At 70.8% G+C, this 24,521-nt stretch carries 21 protein-coding genes; 9 read left to right on the top strand and 12 right to left on the bottom strand.

Features of this window, described 5'->3' with window-relative positions; genetic code table 11:
• The first annotated feature begins 9 nt into the window (after nucleotides 1-9).
• The 3 genes from EXE59_RS15600 to EXE59_RS15590 are packed head-to-tail and all read left to right on the top strand — an operon-like array spanning nucleotide 10 to nucleotide 3,549.
• Nucleotides 10-216, top strand: a complete 207-nt coding sequence (locus tag EXE59_RS15600) for a heavy-metal-associated domain-containing protein (RefSeq protein ID WP_135839724.1) — start codon at nucleotides 10-12, stop codon at nucleotides 214-216.
• Nucleotides 213-1,190 (top strand): hypothetical protein, encoded by a 978-nt coding sequence (locus EXE59_RS15595; RefSeq protein WP_135839723.1) that lies wholly within the window; start codon nucleotides 213-215, stop codon nucleotides 1,188-1,190. The genes EXE59_RS15600 and EXE59_RS15595 overlap by 4 nt, the downstream gene beginning before the upstream one ends.
• 22 nt (nucleotides 1,191-1,212) lie before the next feature.
• Nucleotides 1,213-3,549: a heavy metal translocating P-type ATPase gene (locus EXE59_RS15590; protein ID WP_135839722.1), complete on the top strand. Its 2,337-nt coding sequence runs from the start codon at nucleotides 1,213-1,215 to the stop codon at nucleotides 3,547-3,549.
• A gap of 14 nt (nucleotides 3,550-3,563) precedes the next feature.
• Here EXE59_RS15590 and EXE59_RS15585 read toward each other — a convergent pair whose 3' ends face one another.
• A complete protein-coding gene (locus tag EXE59_RS15585) occupies nucleotides 3,564-3,926 on the bottom strand; it encodes an ArsR/SmtB family transcription factor (protein ID WP_135839721.1) in 363 nt (120 codons plus the stop codon).
• Nucleotides 3,927-4,018: 92 nt separating this feature from the next.
• Between EXE59_RS15585 and EXE59_RS15580 the strand changes: the two genes are divergently transcribed.
• A complete protein-coding gene (locus EXE59_RS15580) occupies nucleotides 4,019-6,013 on the top strand; it encodes a heavy metal translocating P-type ATPase (protein WP_135839720.1) in 1,995 nt (664 codons plus the stop codon).
• On the opposite strand, the gene EXE59_RS15575 is transcribed toward EXE59_RS15580, so the two are convergent.
• The 10 genes from EXE59_RS15575 to EXE59_RS15530 are packed head-to-tail and all read right to left on the bottom strand — an operon-like array spanning nucleotide 5,958 to nucleotide 17,190.
• Nucleotides 5,958-7,211: an NAD(P)/FAD-dependent oxidoreductase gene (locus EXE59_RS15575; protein ID WP_135839719.1), complete on the bottom strand. Its 1,254-nt coding sequence runs from the start codon at nucleotides 7,209-7,211 to the stop codon at nucleotides 5,958-5,960. The two genes, EXE59_RS15580 and EXE59_RS15575, sit on opposite strands and share 56 nt — an antisense overlap.
• 23 nt (nucleotides 7,212-7,234) lie before the next feature.
• Nucleotides 7,235-8,662, bottom strand: a complete 1,428-nt coding sequence (locus tag EXE59_RS15570) for an aspartate ammonia-lyase (RefSeq protein WP_210429031.1) — start codon at nucleotides 8,660-8,662, stop codon at nucleotides 7,235-7,237.
• On the bottom strand, nucleotides 8,659-9,609 hold the full coding sequence (locus EXE59_RS15565) for a cation diffusion facilitator family transporter (RefSeq protein WP_135839718.1): 951 nt from the start codon (nucleotides 9,607-9,609) through the stop codon (nucleotides 8,659-8,661). Before EXE59_RS15565 ends, EXE59_RS15570 begins: the two co-directional genes overlap by 4 nt.
• Nucleotides 9,606-10,670: an ABC transporter ATP-binding protein gene (locus EXE59_RS15560; protein WP_135839717.1), complete on the bottom strand. Its 1,065-nt coding sequence runs from the start codon at nucleotides 10,668-10,670 to the stop codon at nucleotides 9,606-9,608. The genes EXE59_RS15565 and EXE59_RS15560 overlap by 4 nt, the downstream gene beginning before the upstream one ends.
• Complete coding sequence (locus EXE59_RS15555) at nucleotides 10,667-11,707, bottom strand: ABC transporter ATP-binding protein (protein ID WP_135839716.1); 1,041 nt, start codon at nucleotides 11,705-11,707, stop codon at nucleotides 10,667-10,669. Before EXE59_RS15555 ends, EXE59_RS15560 begins: the two co-directional genes overlap by 4 nt.
• The gene (locus EXE59_RS15550; protein WP_135839715.1) at nucleotides 11,704-12,414 is read right to left on the bottom strand and encodes a GntR family transcriptional regulator; all 711 of its coding nucleotides are present in this window, start codon (nucleotides 12,412-12,414) and stop codon (nucleotides 11,704-11,706) included. Before EXE59_RS15550 ends, EXE59_RS15555 begins: the two co-directional genes overlap by 4 nt.
• Nucleotides 12,411-13,394 carry an ABC transporter permease gene (locus EXE59_RS15545; protein WP_135839714.1) on the bottom strand — a complete coding sequence of 328 codons (984 nt, stop codon included), beginning with the start codon at nucleotides 13,392-13,394 and terminating at the stop codon, nucleotides 12,411-12,413. Before EXE59_RS15545 ends, EXE59_RS15550 begins: the two co-directional genes overlap by 4 nt.
• Entirely contained in the window at nucleotides 13,387-14,331 is a 945-nt protein-coding gene (locus tag EXE59_RS15540) for an ABC transporter permease (RefSeq protein ID WP_135839713.1), read from the bottom strand. Before EXE59_RS15540 ends, EXE59_RS15545 begins: the two co-directional genes overlap by 8 nt.
• A gap of 43 nt (nucleotides 14,332-14,374) precedes the next feature.
• Entirely contained in the window at nucleotides 14,375-15,652 is a 1,278-nt protein-coding gene (locus EXE59_RS15535; protein WP_135839712.1) for an NAD(P)/FAD-dependent oxidoreductase, read from the bottom strand.
• A gap of 29 nt (nucleotides 15,653-15,681) precedes the next feature.
• On the bottom strand, nucleotides 15,682-17,190 hold the full coding sequence (locus EXE59_RS15530; RefSeq protein WP_210429030.1) for an ABC transporter substrate-binding protein: 1,509 nt from the start codon (nucleotides 17,188-17,190) through the stop codon (nucleotides 15,682-15,684).
• Nucleotides 17,191-17,360: 170 nt separating this feature from the next.
• Here EXE59_RS15530 and EXE59_RS15525 point away from each other — a divergent pair, with 170 nt between their 5' ends.
• Both EXE59_RS15525 and EXE59_RS15520 read left to right on the top strand, forming a co-directional pair.
• Nucleotides 17,361-18,824 carry an aldehyde dehydrogenase family protein gene (locus tag EXE59_RS15525; RefSeq protein WP_135839711.1) on the top strand — a complete coding sequence of 488 codons (1,464 nt, stop codon included), beginning with the start codon at nucleotides 17,361-17,363 and terminating at the stop codon, nucleotides 18,822-18,824.
• A 4-nt stretch (nucleotides 18,825-18,828) separates the two neighbouring features.
• Nucleotides 18,829-20,136 carry an MATE family efflux transporter gene (locus EXE59_RS15520; RefSeq protein ID WP_135839710.1) on the top strand — a complete coding sequence of 436 codons (1,308 nt, stop codon included), beginning with the start codon at nucleotides 18,829-18,831 and terminating at the stop codon, nucleotides 20,134-20,136.
• 32 nt (nucleotides 20,137-20,168) lie between these two features.
• Here EXE59_RS15520 and EXE59_RS15515 read toward each other — a convergent pair whose 3' ends face one another.
• Nucleotides 20,169-21,425, bottom strand: a complete 1,257-nt coding sequence (locus EXE59_RS15515) for an aspartate aminotransferase family protein (protein WP_135839709.1) — start codon at nucleotides 21,423-21,425, stop codon at nucleotides 20,169-20,171.
• 73 nt (nucleotides 21,426-21,498) lie between these two features.
• Here EXE59_RS15515 and EXE59_RS15510 point away from each other — a divergent pair, with 73 nt between their 5' ends.
• The 3 genes from EXE59_RS15510 (at nucleotide 21,499) to EXE59_RS15500 (ending at nucleotide 24,489) form a co-directional block, all read left to right on the top strand.
• Nucleotides 21,499-22,974 (top strand): NAD-dependent succinate-semialdehyde dehydrogenase, encoded by a 1,476-nt coding sequence (locus EXE59_RS15510; RefSeq protein ID WP_135839708.1) that lies wholly within the window; start codon nucleotides 21,499-21,501, stop codon nucleotides 22,972-22,974.
• Between the two features lie 7 nt (nucleotides 22,975-22,981).
• Entirely contained in the window at nucleotides 22,982-24,058 is a 1,077-nt protein-coding gene (locus EXE59_RS15505) for a tartrate dehydrogenase (RefSeq protein ID WP_135839707.1), read from the top strand.
• An 83-nt stretch (nucleotides 24,059-24,141) separates the two neighbouring features.
• On the top strand, nucleotides 24,142-24,489 hold the full coding sequence (locus tag EXE59_RS15500; protein ID WP_135839706.1) for a cupin domain-containing protein: 348 nt from the start codon (nucleotides 24,142-24,144) through the stop codon (nucleotides 24,487-24,489).
• The last annotated feature ends 32 nt before the right edge of the window (nucleotides 24,490-24,521 follow it).

The raw sequence follows: 24,521 nt of genomic DNA, 5'->3' as shown, positions 1-24,521 counted from the left end.
GAGTCCCCCATGAGCACCACCCAGACCTACACCGTGACCGGCATGACCTGTGGTCACTGCGTCGCCTCGGTCACCGAAGAGGTCCAGGAGATCCCGGGCATCGAGGACGTCGACGTCGTCCTGGAGTCCGGCAGCCTCACGATCACCAGCTCCGAGGCGGTCGACGAGGCCGCGGTCCGCGCCGCGGTGGAGGAAGCGGGGTACCACCTCGCATGAGCGTCACGGTGAAGATCCTCGGATTCCTCGTCGCATTGGCCGTGGTGTTCGCCAGTGCCGTCGGGATCGGGCGCGCGGTCGGGCCGGTCGAGGTCGCCGTCGCCGACCACGGCGACATGGACGAGGCCAGCGAGGACGGCTCGGACGACGTCGAGGGCATGGGTGACATGGACATGTCGGGGACCTCTGACATCCCCAAGGGCCTGATGGTCTCCCAGGACGGCTTCACCTTCCGCCTCGAGAGCGCCGCCGCCTCCCCCGGCCGCGGCGTCCCGGTGTCCTTCACGATCCTGGGCCCCGACGGTGAACCGGTCACGGAGTACGACGAGGAGCACGAGGAGGATCTCCACCTCATCGCCGTCCGACGCGACTTCACGGGGTTCCAGCACGTCCACCCGGAGATGGCCCCGGACGGCACCTGGAGCATCGACCTCGACCTGACCCCGGGAGCATGGCGGCTGTTCGCCGACTTCAAGGCCACCGGCGCCGAGGCGCTCACGCTGGGCAACGACCTCGTCGTGCCCGGAAGGGTCGATCCGGCCGAGGCACCCACCACCGACTCCACGACCGCCACCGTCGACGACTACACGGTCACCCTCGAGGGCGATCTCGAGGCAGGCGCGGAGGCCGAGCTCACCTTGACCGTGACGCGCGACGGCGAGCCGGTCACCGACCTCGAGCCCTACCTCGGGGCGTACGGCCACCTGGTGGCGCTGCGGGCCGGCGACCTCGCCTACCTGCACGTGCACCCCGAGGGGAGCCCCGACGACGGAGAGACCGAGCCCGGGCCCGAGGTGGTCTTCTACGCGCAGGTCCCGAGCCCGGACCGCTACCACCTCTTCCTCGACTTCAAGCACGAGGGCGTCGTGCGGACCGCCGCATTCACGCTGCAGGGGTCCGCCGACACCACCCCCACCGAGGACGACTCCGACCAGGAGTCCGGTGGCGGGCACGACGACGACGACGCACACTGAGACCAGGGACAAGGAGAAGCAGATGAGCTCGATCACGGGTTCACCCGGCCTGCCGACCTCGACCGCGCAGGTCGAGCTCGAGATCAGTGGCATGACCTGCGCCTCGTGCGCCAACCGCATCGAGCGCAAGCTGAACAAGCTCGACGGCGTCACGGCCACCGTCAACTACGCCACCGAGAAGGCCAAGGTCGCCTTCCCGGAGGATCTCGACCCGGCAGACCTGGTCCGGACGGTGGAGGAGGCGGGCTACGGCGCCACCCTCCCCCGGCCCGCGACCGCGGACGCACAGCCAGGGAGCGACGACGAGGTCACCGACCCGACCCGCTCACTACGTCAGCGCCTGGTCCTCTCCGCGGTGCTGACGGTTCCTGTCATCGCCATGGCGATGGTCCCGGCCTGGCAGTTCACCAACTGGCAGTGGCTCAGCCTCACGCTTGCCGCCCCCGTCGTCCTCTGGGGAGCCTGGCCGTTCCACCGGGCTGCCTGGGTCAACCTGCGGCACGGCACGTCGACGATGGACACCCTGGTCTCCCTCGGCACGCTCGCCGCGCTCGGCTGGTCGCTCTACGCGCTGTTCTGGGGCACGGCCGGCCTGCCGGGGATGACCCACGAGTTCGAGCTGTCGGTGGCCCGCACCGACGGATCGGCCAACATCTACCTCGAGGCCGCGGCGGGCGTGACCACCTTCATCCTGGCCGGTCGCTACTTCGAGGCCCGCTCCAAGCGTCGCGCCGGCGCCGCCCTCCGCGCCCTGCTCGAGCTCGGCGCCAAGGACGTGGCCGTCCTGCGCGACGGCCCGAACGGCGAGGTCGAGGAGCGCATCCCGACCGACCAGCTGGCTGTCGGCATGCGCTTCGTCGTCCGCCCCGGCGAGAAGATCGCGACCGACGGCGTGATCGAGGAGGGCACCTCGGCCGTCGACGCCTCGATGCTGACCGGCGAGTCCGTCCCGGTCGAGGTCGCCCCGGGCGACCCGGTGGTCGGCGCCACCGTCAACGCCGGCGGTCGCCTCGTCGTACGCGCCTCCCGGATCGGTACGGACACGCAGCTGGCCCAGATGGCCCGGCTGGTCGAGGACGCCCAGAACGGCAAGGCCGAGGTCCAGCGACTGGCCGACCGGGTCTCGGGCATCTTCGTCCCCATCGTCATCGTGCTCGCCGCAGCCACCCTCGGGTTCTGGGTCGGGACGGGCGGCGGGCTGTCGCCGGCGTTCACCGCGGCCGTTGCCGTGCTGATCATCGCCTGCCCCTGCGCCCTCGGCCTCGCGACGCCGACCGCCCTGATGGTCGGGACGGGCCGCGGCGCCCAGCTCGGCATCCTGATCAAGGGTCCCGAGGTCCTGGAGTCGACGCGCAGGATCGACACCATCGTGCTCGACAAGACGGGCACGGTGACCACGGGACAGATGACCCTGCTCGACGTGGTCGCCGCCGCCGGCGAGGACCGTGACGAGGTGCTCAGGCTCGCAGGAGCGCTCGAGGACGCGTCGGAGCACCCCATCGCCAAGGCCGTCGCCGTCGCCGCCCGGGACGCGAGCGGCCGGCTGCCCAAGGTCGAGGACTTCGCCAACGTCGAGGGACTGGGCGTGCAGGGCGTGGTCGTCGAGGACGATCGCAGCCACGCCGTGCTCGTCGGCCGGCCGCGACTGCTCGAGGAGTGGTCCCAGGCTCTGCCCGTGGACCTGGAACGGGCCTTCTCGAAGGCGCAGGCACAGGGCGCCACCGCCATCGCGGTCGGATGGGACGGCAAGGCCCGCGGCGTGCTCGTCGTCGCCGACGCGATCAAGCCGACCTCGGCCGAGGCCATCGCGCAGCTCCGCGCGCTCGGTCTCACGCCCGTGCTCCTGACCGGCGACAACGAGGCAACCGCACGGACGGTGGCCCGCGAGGTGGGCATCGAGGAGACGGATGACACCGTCATCGCCGACGTCCTCCCCTCCGACAAGGTCGACGTCGTCAAGCGACTGCAGTCCGAGGGCAGGGTCGTGGCGATGGTCGGCGACGGCGTCAACGACGCGGCCGCCCTGGCCCAGGCCGACCTCGGCCTCTCGATGGGCACCGGCACGGACGTCGCGATCGAGGCCAGCGACCTCACGCTGGTCCGGGGTGACCTGCGTGTGACGGCAGACGCCATCCGGCTCTCCCGGCGCACGTTGGCCACGATCAAGGGCAACCTCTTCTGGGCGTTCGCCTACAACGTCGCGGCGCTCCCGCTCGCCGCGGCGGGACTTCTCAACCCGATGCTCGCGGGCGCAGCGATGGCGTTCTCGTCGGTCTTCGTGGTGACCAACAGCCTCCGACTACGCCGGTTCCAGCCACTGACCGACCACGAGGCGGAGGCGATCCGACCGGCTGCCTGAACCCTCCGGCGGGTCTAACCGGTCTCGGTCCCTCGATCGACGGCCCCCAGGCGGAGGTGCTCGGCGTGGTAGACGGCCTGGTCGAGGAGCTCGGCCACGTGATTGTCGTAGAGCGAGTACACGATGCTGCGTCCCTGGCGAACACCGTCGACGAGACCCAGGTTGCGCAGCAGTCGGAGCTGGTGGGAGACCGCCGACTGCTCCATCTGGACGGCCTCTGCCAGGTCCCCGACGGTGGCAGAGCCCTCGCGCAGGCGACCGAGGATCATGAGTCGGCTGGGAGTGGCGAGTGCTTGCAGCGTGGTGGCGACCGACTTCGCCGCGGCGAGGTCCAGACGCGACGAGCTCGGCTCGCGCCCCCCTGCTCCGTGACCCATGTCGAGCAGCATACACCCTTCTGCGCTTGCATGAACATATCTTCATGTATTAGCGTCACGGCACCGTCCGCAGCCCGTCGCGAAGGAATGCCATGACCTCCACCTTGTCGGTGACGCGTGACGACGTCACGCCCGCAGGCCCGTCCCCGACCCGCAACCGACGGTCCCGGCTGTGGTCGGTGCTGTCGTTGTCGGAGGTTCGGTGGGCCGCACTGGCCACAGCCCTGTTCGCTGCCGGCGCAGTGAGCCAGCTCCTCGGCGCCCCGGCACCGGTCTGGTGGACGCTGTACCTGGCCTGCTACGTGACGGGCGGCTGGGAGCCGGCCCTGTCCGGCCTGCAGGCGCTGAAGGGGAGGACGCTCGACGTCGACATCCTGATGATCGTCGCGGCGTTGCTCGCCGCGTCCATCGGCCAGGTGTTCGACGGCGCACTCCTCATCGTCATCTTCGCCACGTCGGGAGCCCTGGAGGCCTTCGTCACCCGCCGTACGGCTGACTCGGTGCGGGCACTCCTCGACCTGGCCCCGGAACGAGCGACCAGGTTGACCGAGTCCGGCGAGGAAGAGGTCGTCGACACGGCGGACCTGGAGGTCGGGGACGTCGTCCTGGTCCGGCCGGGCGAACGGGTCGGTGCCGATGGGGAGGTGGTCGAGGGCCTCAGTGAGGTCGACCAGGCGTCGATCACGGGCGAGCCGTTGCCCGTCGCCAGGACAGTGGGCGACGAGGTCTTCGCCGGTACGCTCAACGGCACCGGATCACTCCGCGTGAGCGTGAACCGGGCAGCCGCGGACTCGGTCGTCGCTCGCATCGTGACCCTGGTGGAGGAGGCCTCGGAGACCAAGGCGCGCACCCAGCTCTTCATCGAGAAGGTGGAGCAGCGCTACTCCGTCGGCGTCGTGGTCGCCACGCTCGCGCTGTTCGGGATCCCGCTGGCACTCGGGGCGGCCTTCGAACCCACGCTGCTCCGCGCCATGACGTTCATGATCGTGGCCTCGCCGTGCGCCGTGGTGCTGGCGACCATGCCCCCTCTGTTGTCCACGATCGCCAACGCGGGCCGCCACGGCGTCCTCGTCAAGTCCGCGGTCGCGCTGGAGAAGTTCGGCACGACGGACCTGGTCGCGTTCGACAAGACCGGCACGCTCACGCAGGGCACACCTCGCGTCTCGGAGATCGAGCCGGTCCCGGCAGCGGGCATGAGCCTCGAGCGCGTGACCTCGTACGCAGCTGCTGCCGAACGGCCCAGTGAACACCCGCTCGCGCGTGCACTCGTCGCCGCTGCACATGAACGCGACCTGCCGGTGCCGCACAGCGAGGACTTCACCTCGACCCCCGGCCGGGGCGTCACCGCCACGGTCGAGGGCGCGAGGGTGCGGGTCGGCTCCCCCGCTCTGCTGGACGAGCTCGACGACACCTCTGCCGAGCACGTGGCCCAAGCCCGCGCGCTGGTGAGCGACCTGGAGGAAGCCGGTCGGACGGCCGTCGTCGTCATCGTCGACGCCCTCCCGGTCGGAGTGCTGGCGCTGGCCGACCAGCTGCGGCCCGGTGCCCGGGAGGCGGTCGCCAAGCTGACTGCCATGACCGGACGCAGCCCCGTCCTGCTCACCGGCGACAACGAGCGCGCCGCACGCCGCTTGGCCGAGGAGGTCGGCATCTCGGACGTCCGCGCCGCTCTCCTGCCCGACGGCAAGGTGACGGAGGTTCGCCGGCTCCAGGAGCAGGGCCATCGCGTGCTCTTCGTGGGAGACGGTGTCAACGACGCCCCCGCCATGGCCGCTGCGGAGCTCGGGGTCGCGATGGGCCGTCACGGATCCGATCTGGCGCTCGAGACCGCTGACGCGGTGATCGTCCGGGACGAGCTCGCCACGCTGCCCAAGGTCATCGGCATGTCCTGGCGTGCCCACCGCGTGGTGAAGGCGAACCTCGCCTTCGCCGCGACAGTCATCACCGTGCTGGTGATCTGGGACATCGCATGGTTCCTGCCCCTGCCGCTGGGCGTCGCCGGCCACGAGGGCTCCACGATGGTCGTGGGTCTCAACGGCCTGCGACTGCTGGCCCGCTCCGCTTGGGCGAAGGCTGACCGGACGTGAGGGGGACGTCAGTGCCGATCACGTCGTCGAGCGACGTCCCGGGTGACAGCTGACCGACCAGCGAGGGAAGGTGGTCGTGGGCGGCGAGCGAGACGACGGCGACGACCTGTCTCCCCCGGGCCAGCGCGACCAACGCCTGCCCGGCCTCAACCGACCCCCACACCACCCGGCTGCGGTCCGCGGCCTGGGGGAACCCCACCGCGCGGACACGGGCGCCGTGGATCGTGGTGCCGAAGGTGGGCAGGGCGGTGAGTGGACGAGCCCTCTCGGGGCCGGCGAGCAGATTCGCTGCGGCAAGCTCCGCGTGGGCCAGGGTGCTCGCCCAGTGCTCGACCCGCGGCGCCTCCCCGTCGAGCAGTGGCTGGGGGACACGGACGACGTCCCCCGCCCCGACGACGCGATCGCTGCCGCGCGCGTGCAGGGTGGGCGTACACGCCAAGCCGCCGGACGCGTGCAGACCGCTGCCTCGGAGCCACTCGACGTTCGGCGTCGTGCCGGTCGCCATCATCACCACGTCGGCCGGCAGCCGGCTCCCGTCGTCGAGGACCACCCCGGTGACCGAGCCGGCCCTCACGTCGAGGGTCCTCATGCGCGTCCGGTTCCGCAGGTGCACTCCGGCGGCTTCGTGGAGGCGCTGCAGGTGCTCGGCGACAGGCCGGCCGACGGCCCGGGCGGTCGGGAGGTCGGAGGGATCGACCATGGTCGTGTGGTGACCCTGGTGCACCGCGTGCGCGGCGACCTCGGCCCCGATCAGCCCACCACCGACGACGACCACGCGGCGTGTTCCCGACTCGAGGCTGGACCGGAACGTCTCGGCGTCCTCGATGGTGCGCATCACGAAGGCGCCCTGCACCCCCTCGACCAGGTCGATGTCACGAGGCCGGGCTCCGGACGCGACCACCAGACCGTCGAAGCCGATCCTCGTCCGGTCGTCCAGGACGACCTGGCGCCCGGCGAGGTCCAGGCGCACGGCGCGTTCGCCGAGACGCCAGACCACATCGGCCGGCGGATCGTCGATGGCCAGACCGGCCCGGTCGACCGACCTGGTGAGGTACGCCTTGGAGAGCGGGTAGCGGTCGTAGGGCCGGTGCCGCTCGCCCCCGACCACGACCAGCTCCCCGTCGTACCCCTGGGCACGGAGGACCCGCGCCGCCCCGTGGCCGGCGAGCGATCCGCCGACGACCACGATCCTTCTCATGGTGAGACCTCCGGCCTGCGTCGTCAGCCGACGGTCGGAGGAGGGGTGCTGAGCGTGAGACCGGCGAGGCGCTCGGGGTGCAGGAGGACATCCAGCTGATCGGCCTCGACCAGGCCGGTCGCCATCACCAGCTCGCGGACCCGTCCCTCACCGGCCAGCGCGGCCTTCGCGATGTCGGCGGCGGCGGCGTAGCCCAGATGGGGGGTGAGAGCCGTCACGATGCCGACGCTCCGCGCGGTGGAGGCCTGCAGGTGCTCGAGATTGACCTCGACCCCGTCGATGCAGAGCTCCGCCAGCGTCCGGAACGCCGTGGTCATCCAGGCGATCCCCTGGAGCAGGTTGTGGCCGATGACCGGCTCGAAGGCGTTGAGCTGCAGCTGCCCGGCCTCGGCGGCCATGGTCACCGTGACATCGTTGCCGATCACGCTGAACGCGACCTGGTTGACCATCTCCGGGATCACCGGGTTGACCTTGCCCGGCATGATGCTGGATCCGGCCTGGCGCGCTGGGAGGCGCAGCTCGCCGAGACCCGCCTGCGGTCCGGACGAGAGCAGCCGGAGGTCGTTGCAGATCTTCGACACCTTGACGGCAGTACGCTTGAGCACGCCGGAGAGCTGGACGAAGACACCGGTGTCGGACGTGGCCTCGACGAGGTTGGACGCCCCGACCATCGGGCGGCCAGTGATGTCGCACAGGTGGCGGCACACGGACTCGCGGTACTCCGGCGGTGCGGTGATGCCGGTCCCGATCGCGGTCGCTCCGAGGTTGATCTCGCGCAGCAGCGCCCGCGAGTCCACGATGCGCGCCTGCTCCTCGACGAGGGTCGCCGCCCACGCGGCGAACTCCTGGCCCACGGTCATCGGCACCGCGTCCTGCAGCTGGGTGCGCCCCACCTTGGGCACGGACCAGAACTGTCGCGACTTGGCCTCGCACGCCTCGGCCAGCAGGTGCACGGACGCCGACAGGCCGTCGAGCGCACCGAGCAGGCCGAGCCGCAACGCCGTGGGATAGACGTCGTTGGTGCTCTGGCTGCGGTTCACGTGGTCGAGCGGGTGGACCTCGTCGTAGCTGCCGGCTGGTAGCCCGAGCAGCTCCAGCGCGCGGTTGGCGATCACCTCGTTGGCGTTCATGTTGGTCGACGTGCCGGCACCTCCCTGGAGCACGTCGACCACGAACTGGTCGTCGAGCGCACCCTGCCGGACGTCCTGACAGGCGCGTTCGATCGCGTTGGCGCGCAGGGGGTCGAGGAGCCCGAGCTCCATGTTCGCGCGGACGGCTGCGAGCTTGACCGAGCCGAGCCCCGCCACCAAGGTGGGATGGACCGAGATCGGTGTGCCACTGGCGGTGAAGTTCTCCAGGGCCCGCGCCGTGTGCACGCCCCAGTAGGCGCCGGGCGGAATCGCCTTCTCCCCCAGGAAGTCCTGCTCCACCCGGGCCCGGGGTGGGGTCACCAGAGCACTTCCTTGCAGCCGGTGTGGTCGGTGGGCTCGACCTGGACGGTGGCATGGGAGATGTGGTGGTGATCGCGCAGGAGGTCGCGGGCCTGGTCGAGCACGGCGTGGGTGTCGGAGCCGGGTCGGACCTGCAGGTGGACGCTGACGGCGTCCATCCCGGAGGTGATCGTCCACACGTGCAGGTCGTGGACCTCCACGACGCCGTCGAGCTGCTGGAGGTCACGTGTCACGTGGTCCACCTCGACATGGGAGGGCGCGGACTCGACGAGGATGCGCAGGGAGTCGCGGCCGAGGTGGTAGGCGCGGGGAAGGATGAACAGGCCGATGCCCACCGCGATCACCGAGTCGACCCAGTACCACGAGGTGGCCGCGATGACGGCGGCACCGACGAGCACCCCGACGGATCCGACGGCGTCCGCGACGACCTCGAGGTAGGCGCCGCGCAGGTTGAGGCTCTCCTTGGCCCCGGCCTGGAGCAGCCGGAAGCAGATCAGGTTGATGACCAGACCCACGACGGCGACCACGATCATCGGCGTCGTGGAGACCTCGGGCGGGTCCTGCAGCCGGTGGACGGCTTCGTACATGACGTATCCGGCGACCCCGAACAGCAGGAGGGTGTTGGCCAGCGACGCCAGGATCTCCAGTCGGTACCAGCCGAACGTGCGATGCACCGCGGCGGTCCCACCGGTCGCCAGGGTGATCGCCGCGAGCGACATGCCCAGGCCGCCGGCGTCCGAGAGCATGTGGCCGGCGTCGGAGAGCAGGGCGAGCGAGCCGGAGATGAGGGCGGCGGCGAACTCGACCGCGACGAAGGAGGCAGTGAGGACGAAGGCGTACGTCAGCGGGCGCTTGTAGCGGGCGCCTGCGCTCAGGGCGTCGGCGGCGCTCGGTCCGTGGCTGTGTCCGTGTCCGTGTCCGTGCCCGCCGGTGTGGTCGTCACTCATCGCGGAGCTGCCTTTCCGTCGGTGGGTGATGGGATGGAGAGCTCGTCGATCCGGTCCCAGAAGTGGCAGGACACGGTGTGGTCGTCGCCGGGTCGGGCGACCTCGGGCACGACACTGCTGCAGATGTCCTGGGCGATCGGGCAGCGGGGGTGGAACCGGCACCCGGAGGGTACGTCGATCGGACTCGGTGGCTCGCCACGCAGTCGGGAGACCATCGCGTTGCCCTCCGCGCCCGCCTGCTCGGCCAGCGAAGCGGCGAGCAGGACCCGGGTGTAGGGGTGCCGCGGGTTGGTGAACAGCTCGTCGCGGGGGGCCACCTCGACGATCTTGCCGAGGTACATCACCGCCACCCGGTCGCACAGGTAGCGCACCACCCTCAGGTCGTGCGAGATCAGCACCAGCGTGAGGTCGAGCTGTTCCTTCAGCTCGACCAGCAGGTTGAGGATCTGGGCCCGGATCGAGGCGTCCAGCGCCGAGGTCGGCTCGTCGCAGATGAGGAACCTCGGCTTGAGCAGCAGAGCCCGGGCGATCACCATGCGCTGCAGCTGGCCGCCGGAGCACTCGCTCGGACGGCGCTCGAGGATCGCCTCCTCGAGCCCGACGCGATCGAGCATCTCGAGCATCCGCTCCCGACGCTGGTCCCGGTCCCTCATCCCGTGGTGGCGCAGCGGCGCCTCCAGGCTCGTGCCCAGGGTCATCTTCGGGTCGAAGGCGCCGTAGGGGTCCTGGAAGACGAACTGCATCGAGCGGCGCAGCTCCTTGAGCCGCTTGCCCTTGACGCCGGTGATGTCCTCACCGTCGAAGACGATGTGGCCGTCCGTGGCGTCCACGGCACGCAGGACGGTCCGGGCCAGGGTGGACTTGCCGCAGCCGGACTCACCGACCAGGCCCAGCACCTCGCCCTTGCGGACCGAGAGGGACACCCCGTCGACCGAGTGGACCAGCTTGCCCTTGCCCGCCGGGTAGTGCTTGACCAGTTCCTGCAGCGAGAGCAGCGGCTCGGCCGGCTCCTGCCCCGTGGGGTAGTCCACTGGGTGGCTCAGGGGGATGCTGGTGGTCATCCTGCCTCCACGTGCTCTCGGGATGCATAGCATCGACTGTGGTGCTCGTGCTCCCCGCACGTGTGCAGGGTCGGCTCCTCGCCACGGCACATGTCCGTGAGGCCGAGCTGGGCGGCCACCGGACACCGTGGGAGGAACCGGCACCCGTGCTCCAGGGCACGCGCCTGGACGACGCTGCCCGGGATCGAGAACAGCTGCCCGCGCTCGGCCTCCAGCAGCGATGCCTTGAGCAGCGCCTGGGTGTAGGGGTGCTGCGGGTCGTTGAAGATGTCCTCGGTCGTGCCGTTCTCCACGATCCGGCCGGCGTACATCACCGCCACCCGGTCGGCCATCGTCGAGACGATCCCGAGGTCGTGGGTGATCAGCAGGATCGACAGGCCCAGCTCGTCGCGCTTGTGCTTGAGCAGGTCGAGGATCTGGGCCTGCACGGTGACGTCCAGGGCCGTGGTCGGCTCGTCGGCGATCAACAGCTCCGGGTCCGCGCTCAGCGCCGCGGCGATCATCACCCGCTGGGCCATGCCGCCTGAGAGCTGGTAGGCGAACGAGGCCGCGCGCCGGGCCGGCTCCGGGATGCCGACGTCACGCAGCATCTCCACCACTCGCGCCTTCGCCTCGCGCCGACCGACCTTGCGGTGCCGTCGCAAGGACTCCGCGACCTGGCTGCCCACCCGCGCGGTGGGGTCGAGCATCACCTTGGGCTGCTGGAAGAGCATCGCCACCTTGTTGCCCCGGACCTCGTTGCGACGAGCCGACCCCATCGACAGGACGTCCTCACCGTCGAGGCGGGCCTCCCCGCCGATCACCTCCGCTCCCGGAGGCAGCAGGCCCATCATCGTCAACGCCGTCAGGCTCTTGCCCGACCCGGACTCGCCCACCAGGGCCACGATCTCACCACGATTGATCGTCAGGTCCATGCCGTCGATGGCAGGCGCACCGGGCACATCCGGGAAGTCCACCCGGAGCCCGCGGATGTCCAGGAGAAGCTCTGCGCTGAGTGCCTCGCTCGGCGGCCGCTCCTGCTTCAGCACCTTGGTCATGAGACTTCCTCCCCGTTCTTCGCGCTCGCTGGCGCATGCCCTTGTCGCGCCGAGAGCGTGGCGACCGCGTCGTCGAAGTGCTTCTTGAGGACGGCGAGGGCCCTCTCGGTGTCGCCCTCCCTGATGGCCTCGGAGATGAGCCGGTGCTCCTCCACGAGATCGTCGCGTGCTTCGGCCGCGGTCAGGACGCCCAGGCACAGGCGGGTCTCGGAGATGACAGTGGTGAACATGCGCTTCAGCCGCGGGCTGCTGGTGGCATCCACCAGGGCCACGTGGAACTCCAGGTCGACGTTGCCGACCGTCTGCCAGTCCCCCGCCGCCTCAGCCTGCTCCATCTGCGCGACGAAGCGGTCGAGCGACGTGGACGCGACGTCCGTCGATCCGCTCGCGATGATCGAACGGACGGCCGCCGACTCCAGCGCCTCACGAGCGACGTACACATCGTGCACGTCCTCGTCGGTCAGCACGGGGACGAACACGCCGCGGTGGGGCTCGCTGAGCAGCAGTCCTTCCTGCACCAACCGTTGCAGCGCCTCCCGGACCGGGCCACGGCTCACGCCGAAGCTTGCCGCGAGCTCCACCTCGCTCAGCTGCGAGCCCGGCTCCAACGTCCCGTCGACGATGTCGGCGCGCAAGCGCTCGGTCACGATCGAGGCGAACGTGGCCCGCGGGATCGCGGCGGCGGCCGATGCTGTCTTGGCGTTCACACGGATTCTCCCTCTACGACAGCAGTGCCGGGGGGCGGCACGGGGGTGGCGGAGCCCTTGCTCGCGCGCTTGCGGCGCTTCTTGAGCTCCAGGCCCTGTCCGATCATGGTGACGCTCAGGGCGGTGATGAAGATCGCGGCGCCGGGCAGGACGCCGAGGCTCGCGGCCCGCTCCATGTAGGGCTGAGCGTCGAGGAGCATGGCGCCCCAGTCGGAGTCGGGTGGCTGCACGCCGAGTCCGAGGTAGGAGAGCGCACCGACGGTGATGAGCTTGTGCCCGAACCGGAGGAATCCCATCGCGACGACGGGCCTGGAGGCGTTGGGGATCACGTGGCGGAAGACGATGTAGGCCTTGGGGGATCCCAGGACCTCGGCGGCCTCCACGTAGTCCTTGGAGTTGATCTCCAGTGCCAGGCCGCGCATCAGCCGGGCGAACGGCGTCCACCCGGTGATGGTCAGCGCGGCGATGAGGGTGCCGTACCCGGTGCCGAAGAGCGCGATGAGGAAGAGTGCGACGACGACGTCGGGAAAGCAGATCAGGACGTCGACGGTGCGCATCACCAGCTCGTCGAGCCATCCTCCGCGGCGGGCGGCGAGGGCACCGATGACCGAGCCGGTCACGGCACAGATCACCAGGGTGATCGCGGCGATGGTCACCGAGAACCGCCCGCCCCACATCAGCCGGGAGAGCACGTCGCGACCGAGGTGGTCGGTGCCGAACCAGTGCTCGGCGGACGGTCCGGTGAGCCGGTTGCCGAGGTCCTGGGCAGCCGGGTCGTGCGGCGCGATCCAAGGCGTGAGCGCCAGGACCGCGAGGATCACCGTCAGGAGGACCGCACCGACGAGGAAGGTCCAGTGGCGGCCCTGGGCGCCCCGCAGCAGCAGCGAGAGGACGTTCGGCCGGTGGGCCCTTGCGGACCGGAGGGGCGTGGGCCGCTGATTGGGTCGCGGCGTCGGTCGGGTGATCAACGTGTCAGGCATGGCTGGTCACCCGGATCGCGGGGTTGAGGACGCTGTAGAGCAGGTCGGTGACGGTGTTGATCACCACGGCCAGCGTCAGGATCCAGAGCATGGCGCCCTGGATGACCGGGACGTCGTTGTTGACCACCGAGGTGTAGAGGAGCCGTCCCATTCCCGGGATGTTGAAGATCACCTCGATCACCACGGAGCCGCCCAGCAGCCCGGCGAACCAGAACGAGAACAGCGTCATCACCGGGAGCATGCTGTTGCGCAGACCGTGCCGGACGAGGGTCCGCGGATAGCTCAGCCCCCGGCTCCGCGCGGCGGTGATGTAGGGCGAGGCCAGCACGTCGGACATCGCCGCCCGGGTGACCTGGGTGAAATAGCCCAACGGGCGCAGGGCCAGTGCCACCGCCGGCAGCACGATGTACGCCGGGCCGGTCCAGCCGCCTGAGGGCAACCAGCCCAGGGTGCGGGCGAAGATCAGCACCAGCACCGGACCGACCCAGTACTCCGGTGCCGAGACGGCGCTCTGCGACATGAACGTGACCGCGTTGTCGACCTTGCCGCCGCGTGCGGTCGCGGCCCAGATCCCCAACGGGAGGGCGAAGACCAGGGCCAGCAGCAGCGACGCCAGGGCCAGGGAGACCGAGACCCCCAGTGCGGGCACCACCAGCTCCTGGACCGGGGTGCGGTTGGTGAAGGAGTAGCCGAAGCCCCCGCTGAGCACCTCGCGCAACCAGTCGAAGTACTGCACGTAGAGCGGCCGGTCCAGGCCCAGCTCGCGCGTCAGCGCCTCCACCTGCCCCGGGTCCAGCGCCGGGTCGCTCACCCGGGCCCGGAGGATCTTCCGGGCCGGGTCCCCCTCCCCCGCGTAGGGGATCAGGAACGCCAGCACGGAGACCACGAGCAGCGTCACCACCAAGGTCAACGCCCTGCGGATCAGGAAGGTCACCATGGGTTCCTCCTCGTGTCGGGTCGTTCAGTCACGGCACACGCTCCTACTTGACTGCGTCGAGGCCCTTGTAGAAGGCACCTGCGAAGGGCAGGAACCACGGCGGACCGACGTGACCGGGGATCCGCTTGAAGGTGAGGTCGCGCCAGGGGTTGGCGTCCTCGACTCCGTTCATGTACTCGGCCATCTGCTTGCCCATGTGGGTGGCCATCTGCACGCCGTGCCCGGAGTAGCCCAAGGAGTAGAAGAGACCCTCGTGCTCGCCGGCGTGGACCATCCGGTCCATGCTCATGTCGACCAGACCGCCCCAGCAGTAGTCCACCCGCGTCTGCGCCAGCTGCGGGAAGACCGAGACCATCGCCTCCCGCAGGATCCGGCCGCTCTTCTCGTCCGACTGCGGGTTCGACATCGCGAACCGGGCCCGACCCCCGAACAGCAGCCTGTGGTCAGGGGTGATCCGGAAGTAGTAGAGGAGGTTCTTGGTGTCGGACGCCATCCGACGCTTGGGCATCAGCTCGTCGCAGACCTCCTCGCCCAGGGGCTCCGTGACGATGATGAAGCTGCCCACGGGGGCGATCCGGACCTGCTGCCACCGGAACGGGCGTCCGGTGTAGCCGCTCGTCGCGACCAGGACCTGGTCGGCCCGGATCGTTCCCCGCGACGTCACCAGCTCGTGCTTGGTGCCGCCCAGCCGGCGGACGCCCTCGACAGCAGCCTTCTCGTGGATCACCGCGCCCTGCCTGGCAGCCGCCTCGCCCAGGCCACGCGTGAACTTCCCGACGTGGAGGCCAGCACCCTTGGGGTCCACCATGGCGCCGTGGTAGCGATCACTGGCCAGCTCAGACCGCATCTCGGCCGCGGGGACCAGCTGGGTCTGATAGCCGAGCCGGTCCGCCAGCACGTCGTGGGTCTTGCGGAGCCCGTCGAAGTGAGCGGGCTTCGCCGCGAGCGTGAGCTTCCCCGTCCGGGCGAAGTCACAGTCGATCCCCTCCTCCCCCACCAGCTTCTCGACGCTGTCGATCGCGTCGTTGTAGGCGAGGAAGAGGGCGCTGGCTGTCGGGAAGCCGTAGCGTGCGACGGCGTCGCGGAATCCGATCGACAGTCCGGTCGTCGCCATCCCGCCGTTGCGTCCCGAGGCACCGAAGGCCACGGTGTCCCGCTCGAGGACGTGCACGTTGGCGCCCTTCCGCGCCAGGTGCAGCGCCGCCGACAGGCCGGTCAGGCCGGCCCCGACCACGGCCACGTCCACGTGGCCGCTCACCTCCGTGGCGGACCTGTCCGGCCCCGGTGTCGAGGTGTCGAGCCAGTACGGCGTGAACTTCATGGGATCTCTCTCCTTCGGTCGCGGCGGCCTCAGCCGAGGGCGAGGTCGGCGGTGAGGACGTACTGGTCGAGGGGGTGGGGCTGGAAGCCCTCGACGCCGACCTGGAGGCCCCACACGGCCTTCTCGTGGACGAGGAAGACGCTGGCGGCCTCCTCCTGCAGCTTCGCCGCGATGTCCCGGTAGGCGGCGTTGCGCTCGTCGGTGTCCTCGATGGCGGTCGCGTCGCTGATGGCCCGGTCGGTCTCGGGGTCGCAGTAGTGGGCGAGGTTGTAGCCCCCGTCGCACACCCAGTCGGAGGCCAGGTAGCCGCCGGGATCGGCCACGTCGACCAGGTAGCCGCGCGAGAGCAGCGAGGCGTCGTAGTCGCCGGAGAGCATGTCGGGCTCCAGGGCGGGGTACTCCCCGGCCCGGATCTTGACCTTCACCCCGAGCTCACCCAGCTCGCTCTGGATGACCGCGGCGACGTCGCCGAACTCGGGGCGGTCGTTGTAGGCCATCAGCTCGATCGACAGGTCCTCGGGGGCCACCCCGGCCTGGTCGAGCAGCGCCCGCGCCTCGTCGAGGTCCTGGGTGATGGGCGCGGCTCCCTCGGGGGCCCACGCCGTGTTGGCACTGAACGGACCGACGGCCGGCGTCGAAGCACCCTCGTAGACCCCGTCGACGATGGCCTGGGTGTCCACCGCCGTCTGGATCGCCCGGCGCACCAGCGGGTCGTCGAAGGGCGGGCGGGAGGTGTTCAGCAGCATGACCGTGGTGCGCGCCAGGTCCAGCTGGGAGATCTCCAGGTTCTCGTCACCCTCCATGGTGGCCAGGTTGGCGACCGGCAGGCTCTTGGCGATCTGGACCTCTCCGCTCTGCAGCTGGGTGGCCCGCGCCGCACCGTCGACGATGAACCGCACCTCCGCGGTGTCCAGCGTGACGTCACCGCCCCAGTAGTCCTCGTTTGCCTCCAGCTTCAGGGACTGCGCGGGCACCTCGTCGGTCACCGTGAACGGACCGGTGCAGGTGCCCACGATGTCGATCTGCTTGCCCTCGTAGGCCTTGGGAGCCAGGATCCCGGCGTTGGCGTTGGCCACCCGCAGCGGGACGAGCGCATCGGGCTTCGGGGTGGTGATCCGCACCGTCGCCTCGTCCACGGCCTCGACCTTCGCGATCACGTCCGAGTTGAACGCGCGTGCCGGGGTCGGCACCTCCAGCACGTGGGTCAGCGCCCCGACGACCGCCTCGGCGTCCATCGGCGTGCCGTCCTGGAAGGTCACGCCGTCGCGCAGCGTGAACTCCCACGCCCCGTCCTCGGCCTGGGTCCACTCGGTGGCCAGCATCGGCTCCAGCTCACCCTCGGTCGTGTACTCGACCAGCGTCTCCAGACAGCCTGCCCGCGTCAGCGAGTGCGCGTCGTTGGTCTCCACCGCCCAGGCCGATGCAGGGGGGAACTGCTCCGCGTAGACCAGGTGTCCACCGCTGCCGCCCGAGCCGCTCGTCCCGCCGCCGCTCTCGGCGCCACCGCCCATCCCGCAACCGGCTGTGACCAGCGCCATGGCACTGAGCCCAGCTGCCCAACGAAGTCGACCCATCGAAACGCTCCTCGTATCTGTGGCTGCGCCGTCCGCAGCAGGTGTGTCCGAGATCACCAAGCACACCACCCATCCGGACGTGTTGTCAACAACATGCAGTTGACGATCATCAGATGACAAGTCACAGTTGGCGCATGACCGATCGGCTCTTCCCCCCGTTGCCAGCCGCCTGCGGCGCCTTCTGGGCCGGCCGCTGGCACCAGCCCGACGCGGTGCTCGAGGTGACCGACCCCGAGAACGGCCGCGTCGTCGGACGCGCCGGGGACTGCACGGCAGCAGACGTCGACGAGGCGGTCCGAGCGGTTGCCGACGCCGTCCTGGCGGGTCCGCCGTGGCCGACCTGGCAACGGCGCGAGGCCCTGCACCGGGCCGCCGCGATGCTCGGCGAGCGAGCCCCCGCCTTCGCCGACCTGCTCTCCCGCGAGGGGTGCAAGCCGATCCGGGACGCCCGCCGCGAGGTGCAGCGCGCCATCGAGACCGTCCGTCTCTCCGCGGAGCAGGCTGACCGTCTCGAGGGCCGGACGCTTCCGTTCGGCGACACTCCTCGCGGCGAGGGCCGCCTCGGTTGGTACACCCGGGAACCGGTCGGCGTCGTCGCCGCGATCACGCCGTTCAACGATCCGCTCAACCTCGTGGCGCACAAGGTGGCGCCGGCACTGATGGGCGGCAACGGGGTGGTCCTCAAGCCTGCCGAGCAGACCCCCCTGGTGGCGCTCGCCCTCATCGAGCTCCTCCTCGACGCCGGCGTGCCGGCGGACCGGGTAGCCGTGCTCCCGGGCCGCGGTGCCACCGTCGGGGCCGCCCTGGTCGCGCACCCGCGAGTCGACCTCGTCTCGTTCACGGGGGGCTACGCCACGGGCAACGCCATCGCCGCAACCGCGGGCGCCAAGAAGACGATGATGGAGCTGGGCGGCAACGGGACCGTGGTGGTGCTGCCCGACGCCGACGTGCGCCGTGCGGCGCGGGCCGTGGTCGACGGCGCGTTCGGCAACGCGGGCCAGAACTGCCTCTCGGTGCAGCGGGTCTTCGTCGCGCGGGAGGTGGCCGACGAGCTGGTCGAGCTGGTGGTCCAGCACACGACCGAGGTCGTCGTCGGCAGCAAGGCCGACGAGCGCACCGACGTCGGCCCGCTCATCGACGAGGTCTCGGCCGAGCGTGTGGCCAGCTGGGTCGACGAAGCGGTCGAGGGTGGCGCCGCGGTCCTCGCCGGCGGCAAGCGCGACGGCACCTACTACTGGCCCACCGTGCTCACCTCGGTCCCGGCCGACGCGCGGGTGCTCACCGACGAGGTCTTCGGGCCAGTGGTCTCCGTCGAGCCGTTCGACTCCGTCGACGCCGTGGTGACCGAGATCAACAGCCTGGAGTACGGACTGCAGGCCGGCGTCTTCGGCCGTGACCTCGACGCGGCGCTGGGCGTCGCGCAACGCCTGCGCGTCGGCGCGGTGATGATCAACGACACCGGCGACTTCCGCATCGACGCGATGCCCTTCGGGGGCGGCAAGCGCTCCGGCGTGGGAAGGGAGGGCGTACCCTTCGCGGTCGAGGCGATGACCGAGCCCAAGATCATCGCGATCCACAGGGCTTCCCAGCCCGTCTGAGCGGATGCTGAGCCGGACGGACCGCGAGCTGCTGGGGCTGGCGGTCCCCGCGCTCGGCGCCCTCCTCGCCGAGCCGGCCTTCCTCCTCGCCGACAGCGCCATCGTCGGCCACCTCGGGACACCGCAGCTCGCCGGCCTGGGCATCGCCTCTGCGGTGATGCTCAACGCGGTCTTCCTGTGCATCTTCCTCGCGCACGGGACGACGGCGGCGGTGGCCCGCCGGGCCGGCGGCGGTGACCTGCGTCGCGCCTACTCACTGGGCATCGACGGGATCTGGCTCGCTGTGGCGATCGGCCTCGGACTGGCGGCCACCGGTCTTCCACTGGCCCCCGTCCTCGTCGACCTGCTCGGCGCGTCCGGGACCGCGGCGCCGCACGCCATCGTCTACTTGCGGATCAGCCTGCTCGGCCTGCCCGCGATGCTCGTCGTCCTGGCCACGACCGGCGCCCTGCGCGGACTGAAGGACACGCGGACGCCGCTGTTCGCAACCGGCATCGCGGCACTGGCCAACGTCCCGCTCAACCTGCTGCTGGTCTACCCGGTCGGCCTCGGCATCGCCGGATCTGCGCTCGGGACCGTGATCGCCCAGATGGGAGCAGCCACCTGGCTGTGCGCCGTCGTGGTCCGCGGCGCGCGCCGGCACGAGGCATCCCTCCGGCCCGATCGTCCGGGTATCCGGGCGGCAGCGAGCGCGAACGCGCCGCTCCTCGCCCGCACCGTGCTCCTCCGGGTCTCGTTGCTGGTCATGACCTTCGTCGCCGCCGCCCACGGGGACGCGGCGCTGGCGAGCCACCAGATCGCCTTCACCCTGTGGTACGTCCTGGCGATGGCGCCCGAGTCGTGCGCCATCGCCAGCCAGGCCATGGTCGGCCACGCGCTCGGGGCCGGAGCACCGGAGACGGCGCGGGAGGCGAGTCGTCGCGCTCTTCTGTGGGGCGTCGGCAGCGGGCTCGTGATGGCCGTGCTGCTGCTGGCGCTCCGGCCCGTCTACGTCCCGGTCTTCACCACCGACGAGGCGGTGCGAGACCTCGTGTGGTCCCTGGCCGTCGTGATCGCGGCAGGCCAACCGGTCGGCGCCGTGCTCTACGTCCTCGACGGGATCCTCATCGGCGCCGGCGACACGCGTTACCTCGCCGGCACCATGCTGGTCGCGCTCGTGACGTTCCTGCCGCTGGCCGGTGCCGTCCTCCTGACCGAGGCAGGCGTCGTCGCCCTGTGGTGGGCCCTCACCGGATGGCTGCTGGCCAGACAGGTGGCGGTCGCCCTGCGCTACCGGTCCGCCGCCTGGCTGCGGACCGGCCCGGCGGCCTGACCGCCCGGCCGGACGAGGTCATTGCCGACGACTCAGGCCGAGGTCGCGAAGTCCACGGCGTCGGTCCAGATCGCAAGCGCGTCGTCGACCTGCTCCTTGGTGACGACGAGGGCGGGGATCATCCGCACCACGTTGCCGAAGGGACCGCAGGTCAGGAGCAGCAGGCCGAGCTCGGCCGCCTTCTGCTGCGCTCGCTGTGCGGTGGCGGCGTCGGGCTGGCCGTCGGCGGTGACGAACTCGTTGCCGAGCATCAGACCCAGACCACGCACGTCGCCGATGCCCGCCGTGTTGGCCGCCACCTTCTCCAGGCCCTCGGCAAGGGCGGCGCCGGTGACTCGGGCGTTGTCGACCAGGCGCTCCTCACGGATCACGTCGAGGGTCGCGATGGCCGCCGCACACGCCACCGCGTTGCCACCATAGGTCCCGCCCTGCGAGCCCGGCCAGGCCTTGGCCATCAGGTCGGCGCGCGCCGCGATGGCCGAGAGCGGGAAGCCGCTCGCCAGGCCCTTGGCGGTGACCAGGACGTCCGGACGCACGTCGAAGTGGTCGTGACCCCAGAACCGGCCGGTGCGGCCCCAGCCGGTCTGCACCTCGTCGACCACGAGGAGGATCCCGTGGCGGTCCGCACGCTCCCGGAGTCCCTGCATGAACGCGGTGTTGGCGGGGACGTACCCACCCTCTCCGAGCACCGGTTCGACCAGGAACGCGGCCGTCTCGGCCGGCGCGGTCACGGTGGCCAGGAGGTAGTCCAGCTCCCGCAGGGCGAACTCGGTCGCCGTCTGCTCGTCCCAGCCGTAGCGATAGGCCGTGGGGAACGGTGAGACGGCGACGCCGCCCATGATGGGCGAGAAGCCGGCTCGGAACTTCGTGCCCGAGGTGGTCATCGAGGCAGCGCCGATGGTGCGCCCGTGGAAGGAGCCGTGGAACACCACGATGTTGGGCCGCGCCGTGGCGTGCCGGGCCAGCCGGAGCGCAGCCTCGACGGCCTCGCTGCCGGAGTTGCTGAAGAACACCGAGTCCAGCTGCTCGGGAAGCACCTCGCCGAGGCGCTCGGTCAGGGTCAGCAGCGGCCGGTGCATCACCGTCGTGTACTGGCCGTGGATCAGGGTGGCGACCTGCTCCTGCGCAGCCGCGACGACCCGCGGGTGGCAGTGCCCCGTGCTGGTCACGCCGATGCCCGCCGTGAAGTCGAGGAAGCGCCGGTCGTCCTCGTCGTACAGGTAGACGCCCTCGCCGCGGGCCACGGTCACGGGCGTCGCCTGCTTGAGCAGAGGAGAAAGGTTGGCCATCGGGAACGCTCCTTGGTAGACTGTCAACAACAGACACACACCATACAACCGTTCACGCGCCGGAGGCCACAAGATGCTTGACGATTTCGCACGGGAAGAGAAGGTGGTCAGCTCCGTGCCGACCGGGCTGTTCATCGGTGGCGCGTGGCGCCCCGCGGAGTCCGGGGCGACGTTCGAGGTCGAGGACCCCTCGAACGGTCGCGTCCTGGCCGAGGTGGCCGACGCCTCCCCGGCCGACGGCATGCAGGCGCTCGACGCCGCAGCCAAGGCGCAGAGCTCCTGGGCCGCCGTGCCGCCCCGCGAGCGCAGCGACATCCTGCGGCGGGCCTACGACCTGCTCCTCGAGCGCCAGGAGGACCTCGCCCTGCTGATGACGCTCGAGATGGGCAAGCCGCTGGCCGAGGCCCGTGGCGAGGTCGCCTACGCCGCGGAGTTCTTCCGCTGGTTCTCCGAGGAGGCCGTGCGGATCGACGGCGGCTTCTCGGTCGCGCCGAACGGTCAGGGCCGGCTCCTGGTGATGCGTGAGCCGGTGGGCCCGTGCATCCTCATCACCCCCTGGAACTTCCCCCTGGCAATGGGCACGCGCAAGATCGGGCCGGCCGTCGCGGCGGGTTGCACGATGGTCGTCAAGCCGGCCGAGCAGACCCCGCTCTCGATCCTGGCGCTCGTCGAGGTCCTCCAGGAGGCTGGACTTCCCGACGGCGTGCTCAACGTGGTGACGACCGCGAACCCGGCCCCCGTGATGGAGCCGATGATCCGCGACGGACGGGCCCGCAAGCTCTCCTTCACCGGCTCCACGGCCGTGGGACGCAAGCTCCTCGAGCAGTGCGCCGACCAGGTGATGCGGACCTCGATGGAGCTCGGCGGCAACGCCCCGTTCCTCGTCTTCGAGGACGCGGACCTCGACGTGGCGATCGACGGTGCGATGCAGGCCAAGATGCGCAACATCGGTGAGGCGTGCACGGCGGCCAACCGGTTCTACGTGCACTCCGCGGTGGCGGACGAGTTCGCCCGCCGGCTCGGCGAGCGGATGGCAGCCCTCCCGATCGGCCGGGGGGTCGAGGACGGGGTCGTCGTCGGTCCCCTCATCGACGCCGACGCCCGCGACAAGGTCTCCTCGCTCGTGGACGACGCCGTCCGCCGTGGCGCCCAGGTCGTCGTCGGCGGCACGGCCCTCGAGGGCCAGGGCTACTTCTACCCGCCCACCGTGCTGACCCACGTGGCCCAGGACGCGCGGCTGCGCCACGAGGAGATCTTCGGTCCCGTCGCCCCCGTCGTGACGTTCGAGACCGAGGAGGAGGCGATCGCTGCCGCCAACGACACCGAGTTCGGCCTGGCCTGCTACGTCTTCACCCGCGACCTCGACAGGGCCTTCCGCGTGTGCGAGCGCCTCGAGACCGGGATGATCGGGCTCAACCAGGGCATCGTCTCCAACCCCGCGGCCCCGTTCGGCGGCGTGAAGCACTCGGGCCTGGGCCGTGAGGGTGGCCGGGTGGGCATCGACGAGTTCCTGGAGACCAAGTACGTCGCGATCGCCACGCCGGCCTGAGGGCGTCATGGACGACACGAGGAAGACCCGCGCCATCGCGCTCATCCCCGGCGACGGCATCGGCGTCGAGGTCGCGGCGTCGGCGCGAGCCGTGCTCGACGCCCTCGACGCCCGCCACGACCTGGGCATCCGGATCGACGAGTTCGACTGGTCCTGCCAGCGCTACCTCGAGACCGGTGCCCTGATGCCCCCGGACGGCCTGGACACTCTTCGTGACCACGACGCCGTGCTGCTCGGTGCCGTCGGATGGGCCGACGTGCCCGACCACGTCTCCCTCTGGGGCCTGCTCATCCCGATCCGACGGGCGTTCAGCCAGTACGTCAACCTGCGCCCGGTCCGATCGTTCACAGGGGTCACCAGCCCCCTCGCCGATGCAGAGAACCGTCCCATCGACCTGGTGATCGTCCGCGAGAACAACGAGGGCGAGTACAGCCAGGTCGGTGGCAGGTTCGGCCAGGGAAGCGCGGAAGAGACGGCGATCCAGGAGGCAGTGTTCACGCGGCGTGGCATCAGCCGCATCGCCGACTACGCCTTCGAGCTCGCCTCGGGCCGTGGCCGGCACGTGACGTCCGCGACCAAGTCCAACGGCCTCGTGCACAGCATGCCGTTCTGGGACGAGGTGGTGCGCGAGCGCGCCGCCCTCCGCCCCGAGGTGGACCTGGCCGAGGAGCACGTGGACGCCCTGGCCGCCAAGCTGGTCCTGCGACCGGAGTCCTTCGACGTGATCGTGGCGAGCAACCTCTTCGGTGACATCCTCAGCGACCTCGCGGCGGCCGTGACGGGCAGCATCGGCATCGCACCTTCGGCCAACCTCGACCCCACCGGACAGAACCCGTCCATGTTCGAGCCGGTCCACGGGTCAGCCCCCGACATCGCGGGGAAGGGCTTGGCCAACCCCGTCGGCATGCTCTGGTCGGTCGTGCTGATGCTCGACCACCTCGGCTCGAGCGAGGCCGCCGCGAGGCTGATGAGCGCCATCGAGGAGACGCTGCGCGAGCCCGCCACCCGCACCGCCGACGTGGGTGGGACCGCGTCGACCGAGCAGGTCACCGCCGCGGTGCTGGACCTGCTCGCCGCGGGCTGACGCCGTCCCGACGGCCGCGGCCGCGCGGCCATCACGATCCAGTCGCCGTCCGGGCGACCCGAGTGCCGAGGAGGCACCGACCCATGAGCACCTACGTCCACATCCCCTCCATCACCATCACCGGAGAGCTCGAACCAGCCGGCCAGCGGCCGGGGGCCGACTCCGGGGATCCGCAGCTCGGCATCCTCCGCTTCGACACCGACGGCGCCGTGCGCGCCGGCGTGTGGGAGTCGGCACCGGGAGGCTGGCCGGTGGCGCCTCGCGAGGACACCGAGACCTGCTACATCCTGAGCGGCCGGGCCACCGTCACCGACGGTGCCACGGGCCAGACCTTCGAGGTCTCTGCCGGTGACGTGATCGTGCAGCCCGAGGGCTGGTCCGGCCGGTGGGACGTGCACGAGACGATCCGCAAGGTGTGGAGCCTGCGCTGACGGTCACCAGCGGGCCCCGGTCACCCCTGGTG

This window comes from Nocardioides eburneiflavus, assembly GCF_004785795.1.
Lineage (GTDB): Bacteria > Actinomycetota > Actinomycetes > Propionibacteriales > Nocardioidaceae > Nocardioides > Nocardioides eburneiflavus.
Note: the sequence above shows the minus strand (reverse complement) of the source record. Positions and strands in the feature narration are given on the sequence as shown.

Coding starts and splice junctions, on each gene's coding strand:
- EXE59_RS15530 (WP_210429030.1), bottom strand. CDS start 17,190: ATGGCGCTGGTCACAGCCGGTTGCGGGATGGGCGGTGGCGCCGAGAGC.
- EXE59_RS15565 (WP_135839718.1), bottom strand. CDS start 9,609: ATGAGTGACGACCACACCGGCGGGCACGGACACGGACACGGACACAGC.
- EXE59_RS15555 (WP_135839716.1), bottom strand. CDS start 11,707: ATGACCAAGGTGCTGAAGCAGGAGCGGCCGCCGAGCGAGGCACTCAGC.
- EXE59_RS15505 (WP_135839707.1), top strand. CDS start 22,982: ATGGACGACACGAGGAAGACCCGCGCCATCGCGCTCATCCCCGGCGAC.
- EXE59_RS15580 (WP_135839720.1), top strand. CDS start 4,019: ATGACCTCCACCTTGTCGGTGACGCGTGACGACGTCACGCCCGCAGGC.
- EXE59_RS15575 (WP_135839719.1), bottom strand. CDS start 7,211: ATGAGAAGGATCGTGGTCGTCGGCGGATCGCTCGCCGGCCACGGGGCG.
- EXE59_RS15500 (WP_135839706.1), top strand. CDS start 24,142: ATGAGCACCTACGTCCACATCCCCTCCATCACCATCACCGGAGAGCTC.
- EXE59_RS15590 (WP_135839722.1), top strand. CDS start 1,213: ATGAGCTCGATCACGGGTTCACCCGGCCTGCCGACCTCGACCGCGCAG.
- EXE59_RS15515 (WP_135839709.1), bottom strand. CDS start 21,425: ATGGCCAACCTTTCTCCTCTGCTCAAGCAGGCGACGCCCGTGACCGTG.
- EXE59_RS15510 (WP_135839708.1), top strand. CDS start 21,499: ATGCTTGACGATTTCGCACGGGAAGAGAAGGTGGTCAGCTCCGTGCCG.
- EXE59_RS15520 (WP_135839710.1), top strand. CDS start 18,829: ATGCTGAGCCGGACGGACCGCGAGCTGCTGGGGCTGGCGGTCCCCGCG.
- EXE59_RS15560 (WP_135839717.1), bottom strand. CDS start 10,670: ATGACCACCAGCATCCCCCTGAGCCACCCAGTGGACTACCCCACGGGG.
- EXE59_RS15540 (WP_135839713.1), bottom strand. CDS start 14,331: ATGGTGACCTTCCTGATCCGCAGGGCGTTGACCTTGGTGGTGACGCTG.
- EXE59_RS15600 (WP_135839724.1), top strand. CDS start 10: ATGAGCACCACCCAGACCTACACCGTGACCGGCATGACCTGTGGTCAC.
- EXE59_RS15525 (WP_135839711.1), top strand. CDS start 17,361: ATGACCGATCGGCTCTTCCCCCCGTTGCCAGCCGCCTGCGGCGCCTTC.
- EXE59_RS15535 (WP_135839712.1), bottom strand. CDS start 15,652: ATGAAGTTCACGCCGTACTGGCTCGACACCTCGACACCGGGGCCGGAC.
- EXE59_RS15595 (WP_135839723.1), top strand. CDS start 213: ATGAGCGTCACGGTGAAGATCCTCGGATTCCTCGTCGCATTGGCCGTG.
- EXE59_RS15585 (WP_135839721.1), bottom strand. CDS start 3,926: ATGGGTCACGGAGCAGGGGGGCGCGAGCCGAGCTCGTCGCGTCTGGAC.
- EXE59_RS15545 (WP_135839714.1), bottom strand. CDS start 13,394: ATGCCTGACACGTTGATCACCCGACCGACGCCGCGACCCAATCAGCGG.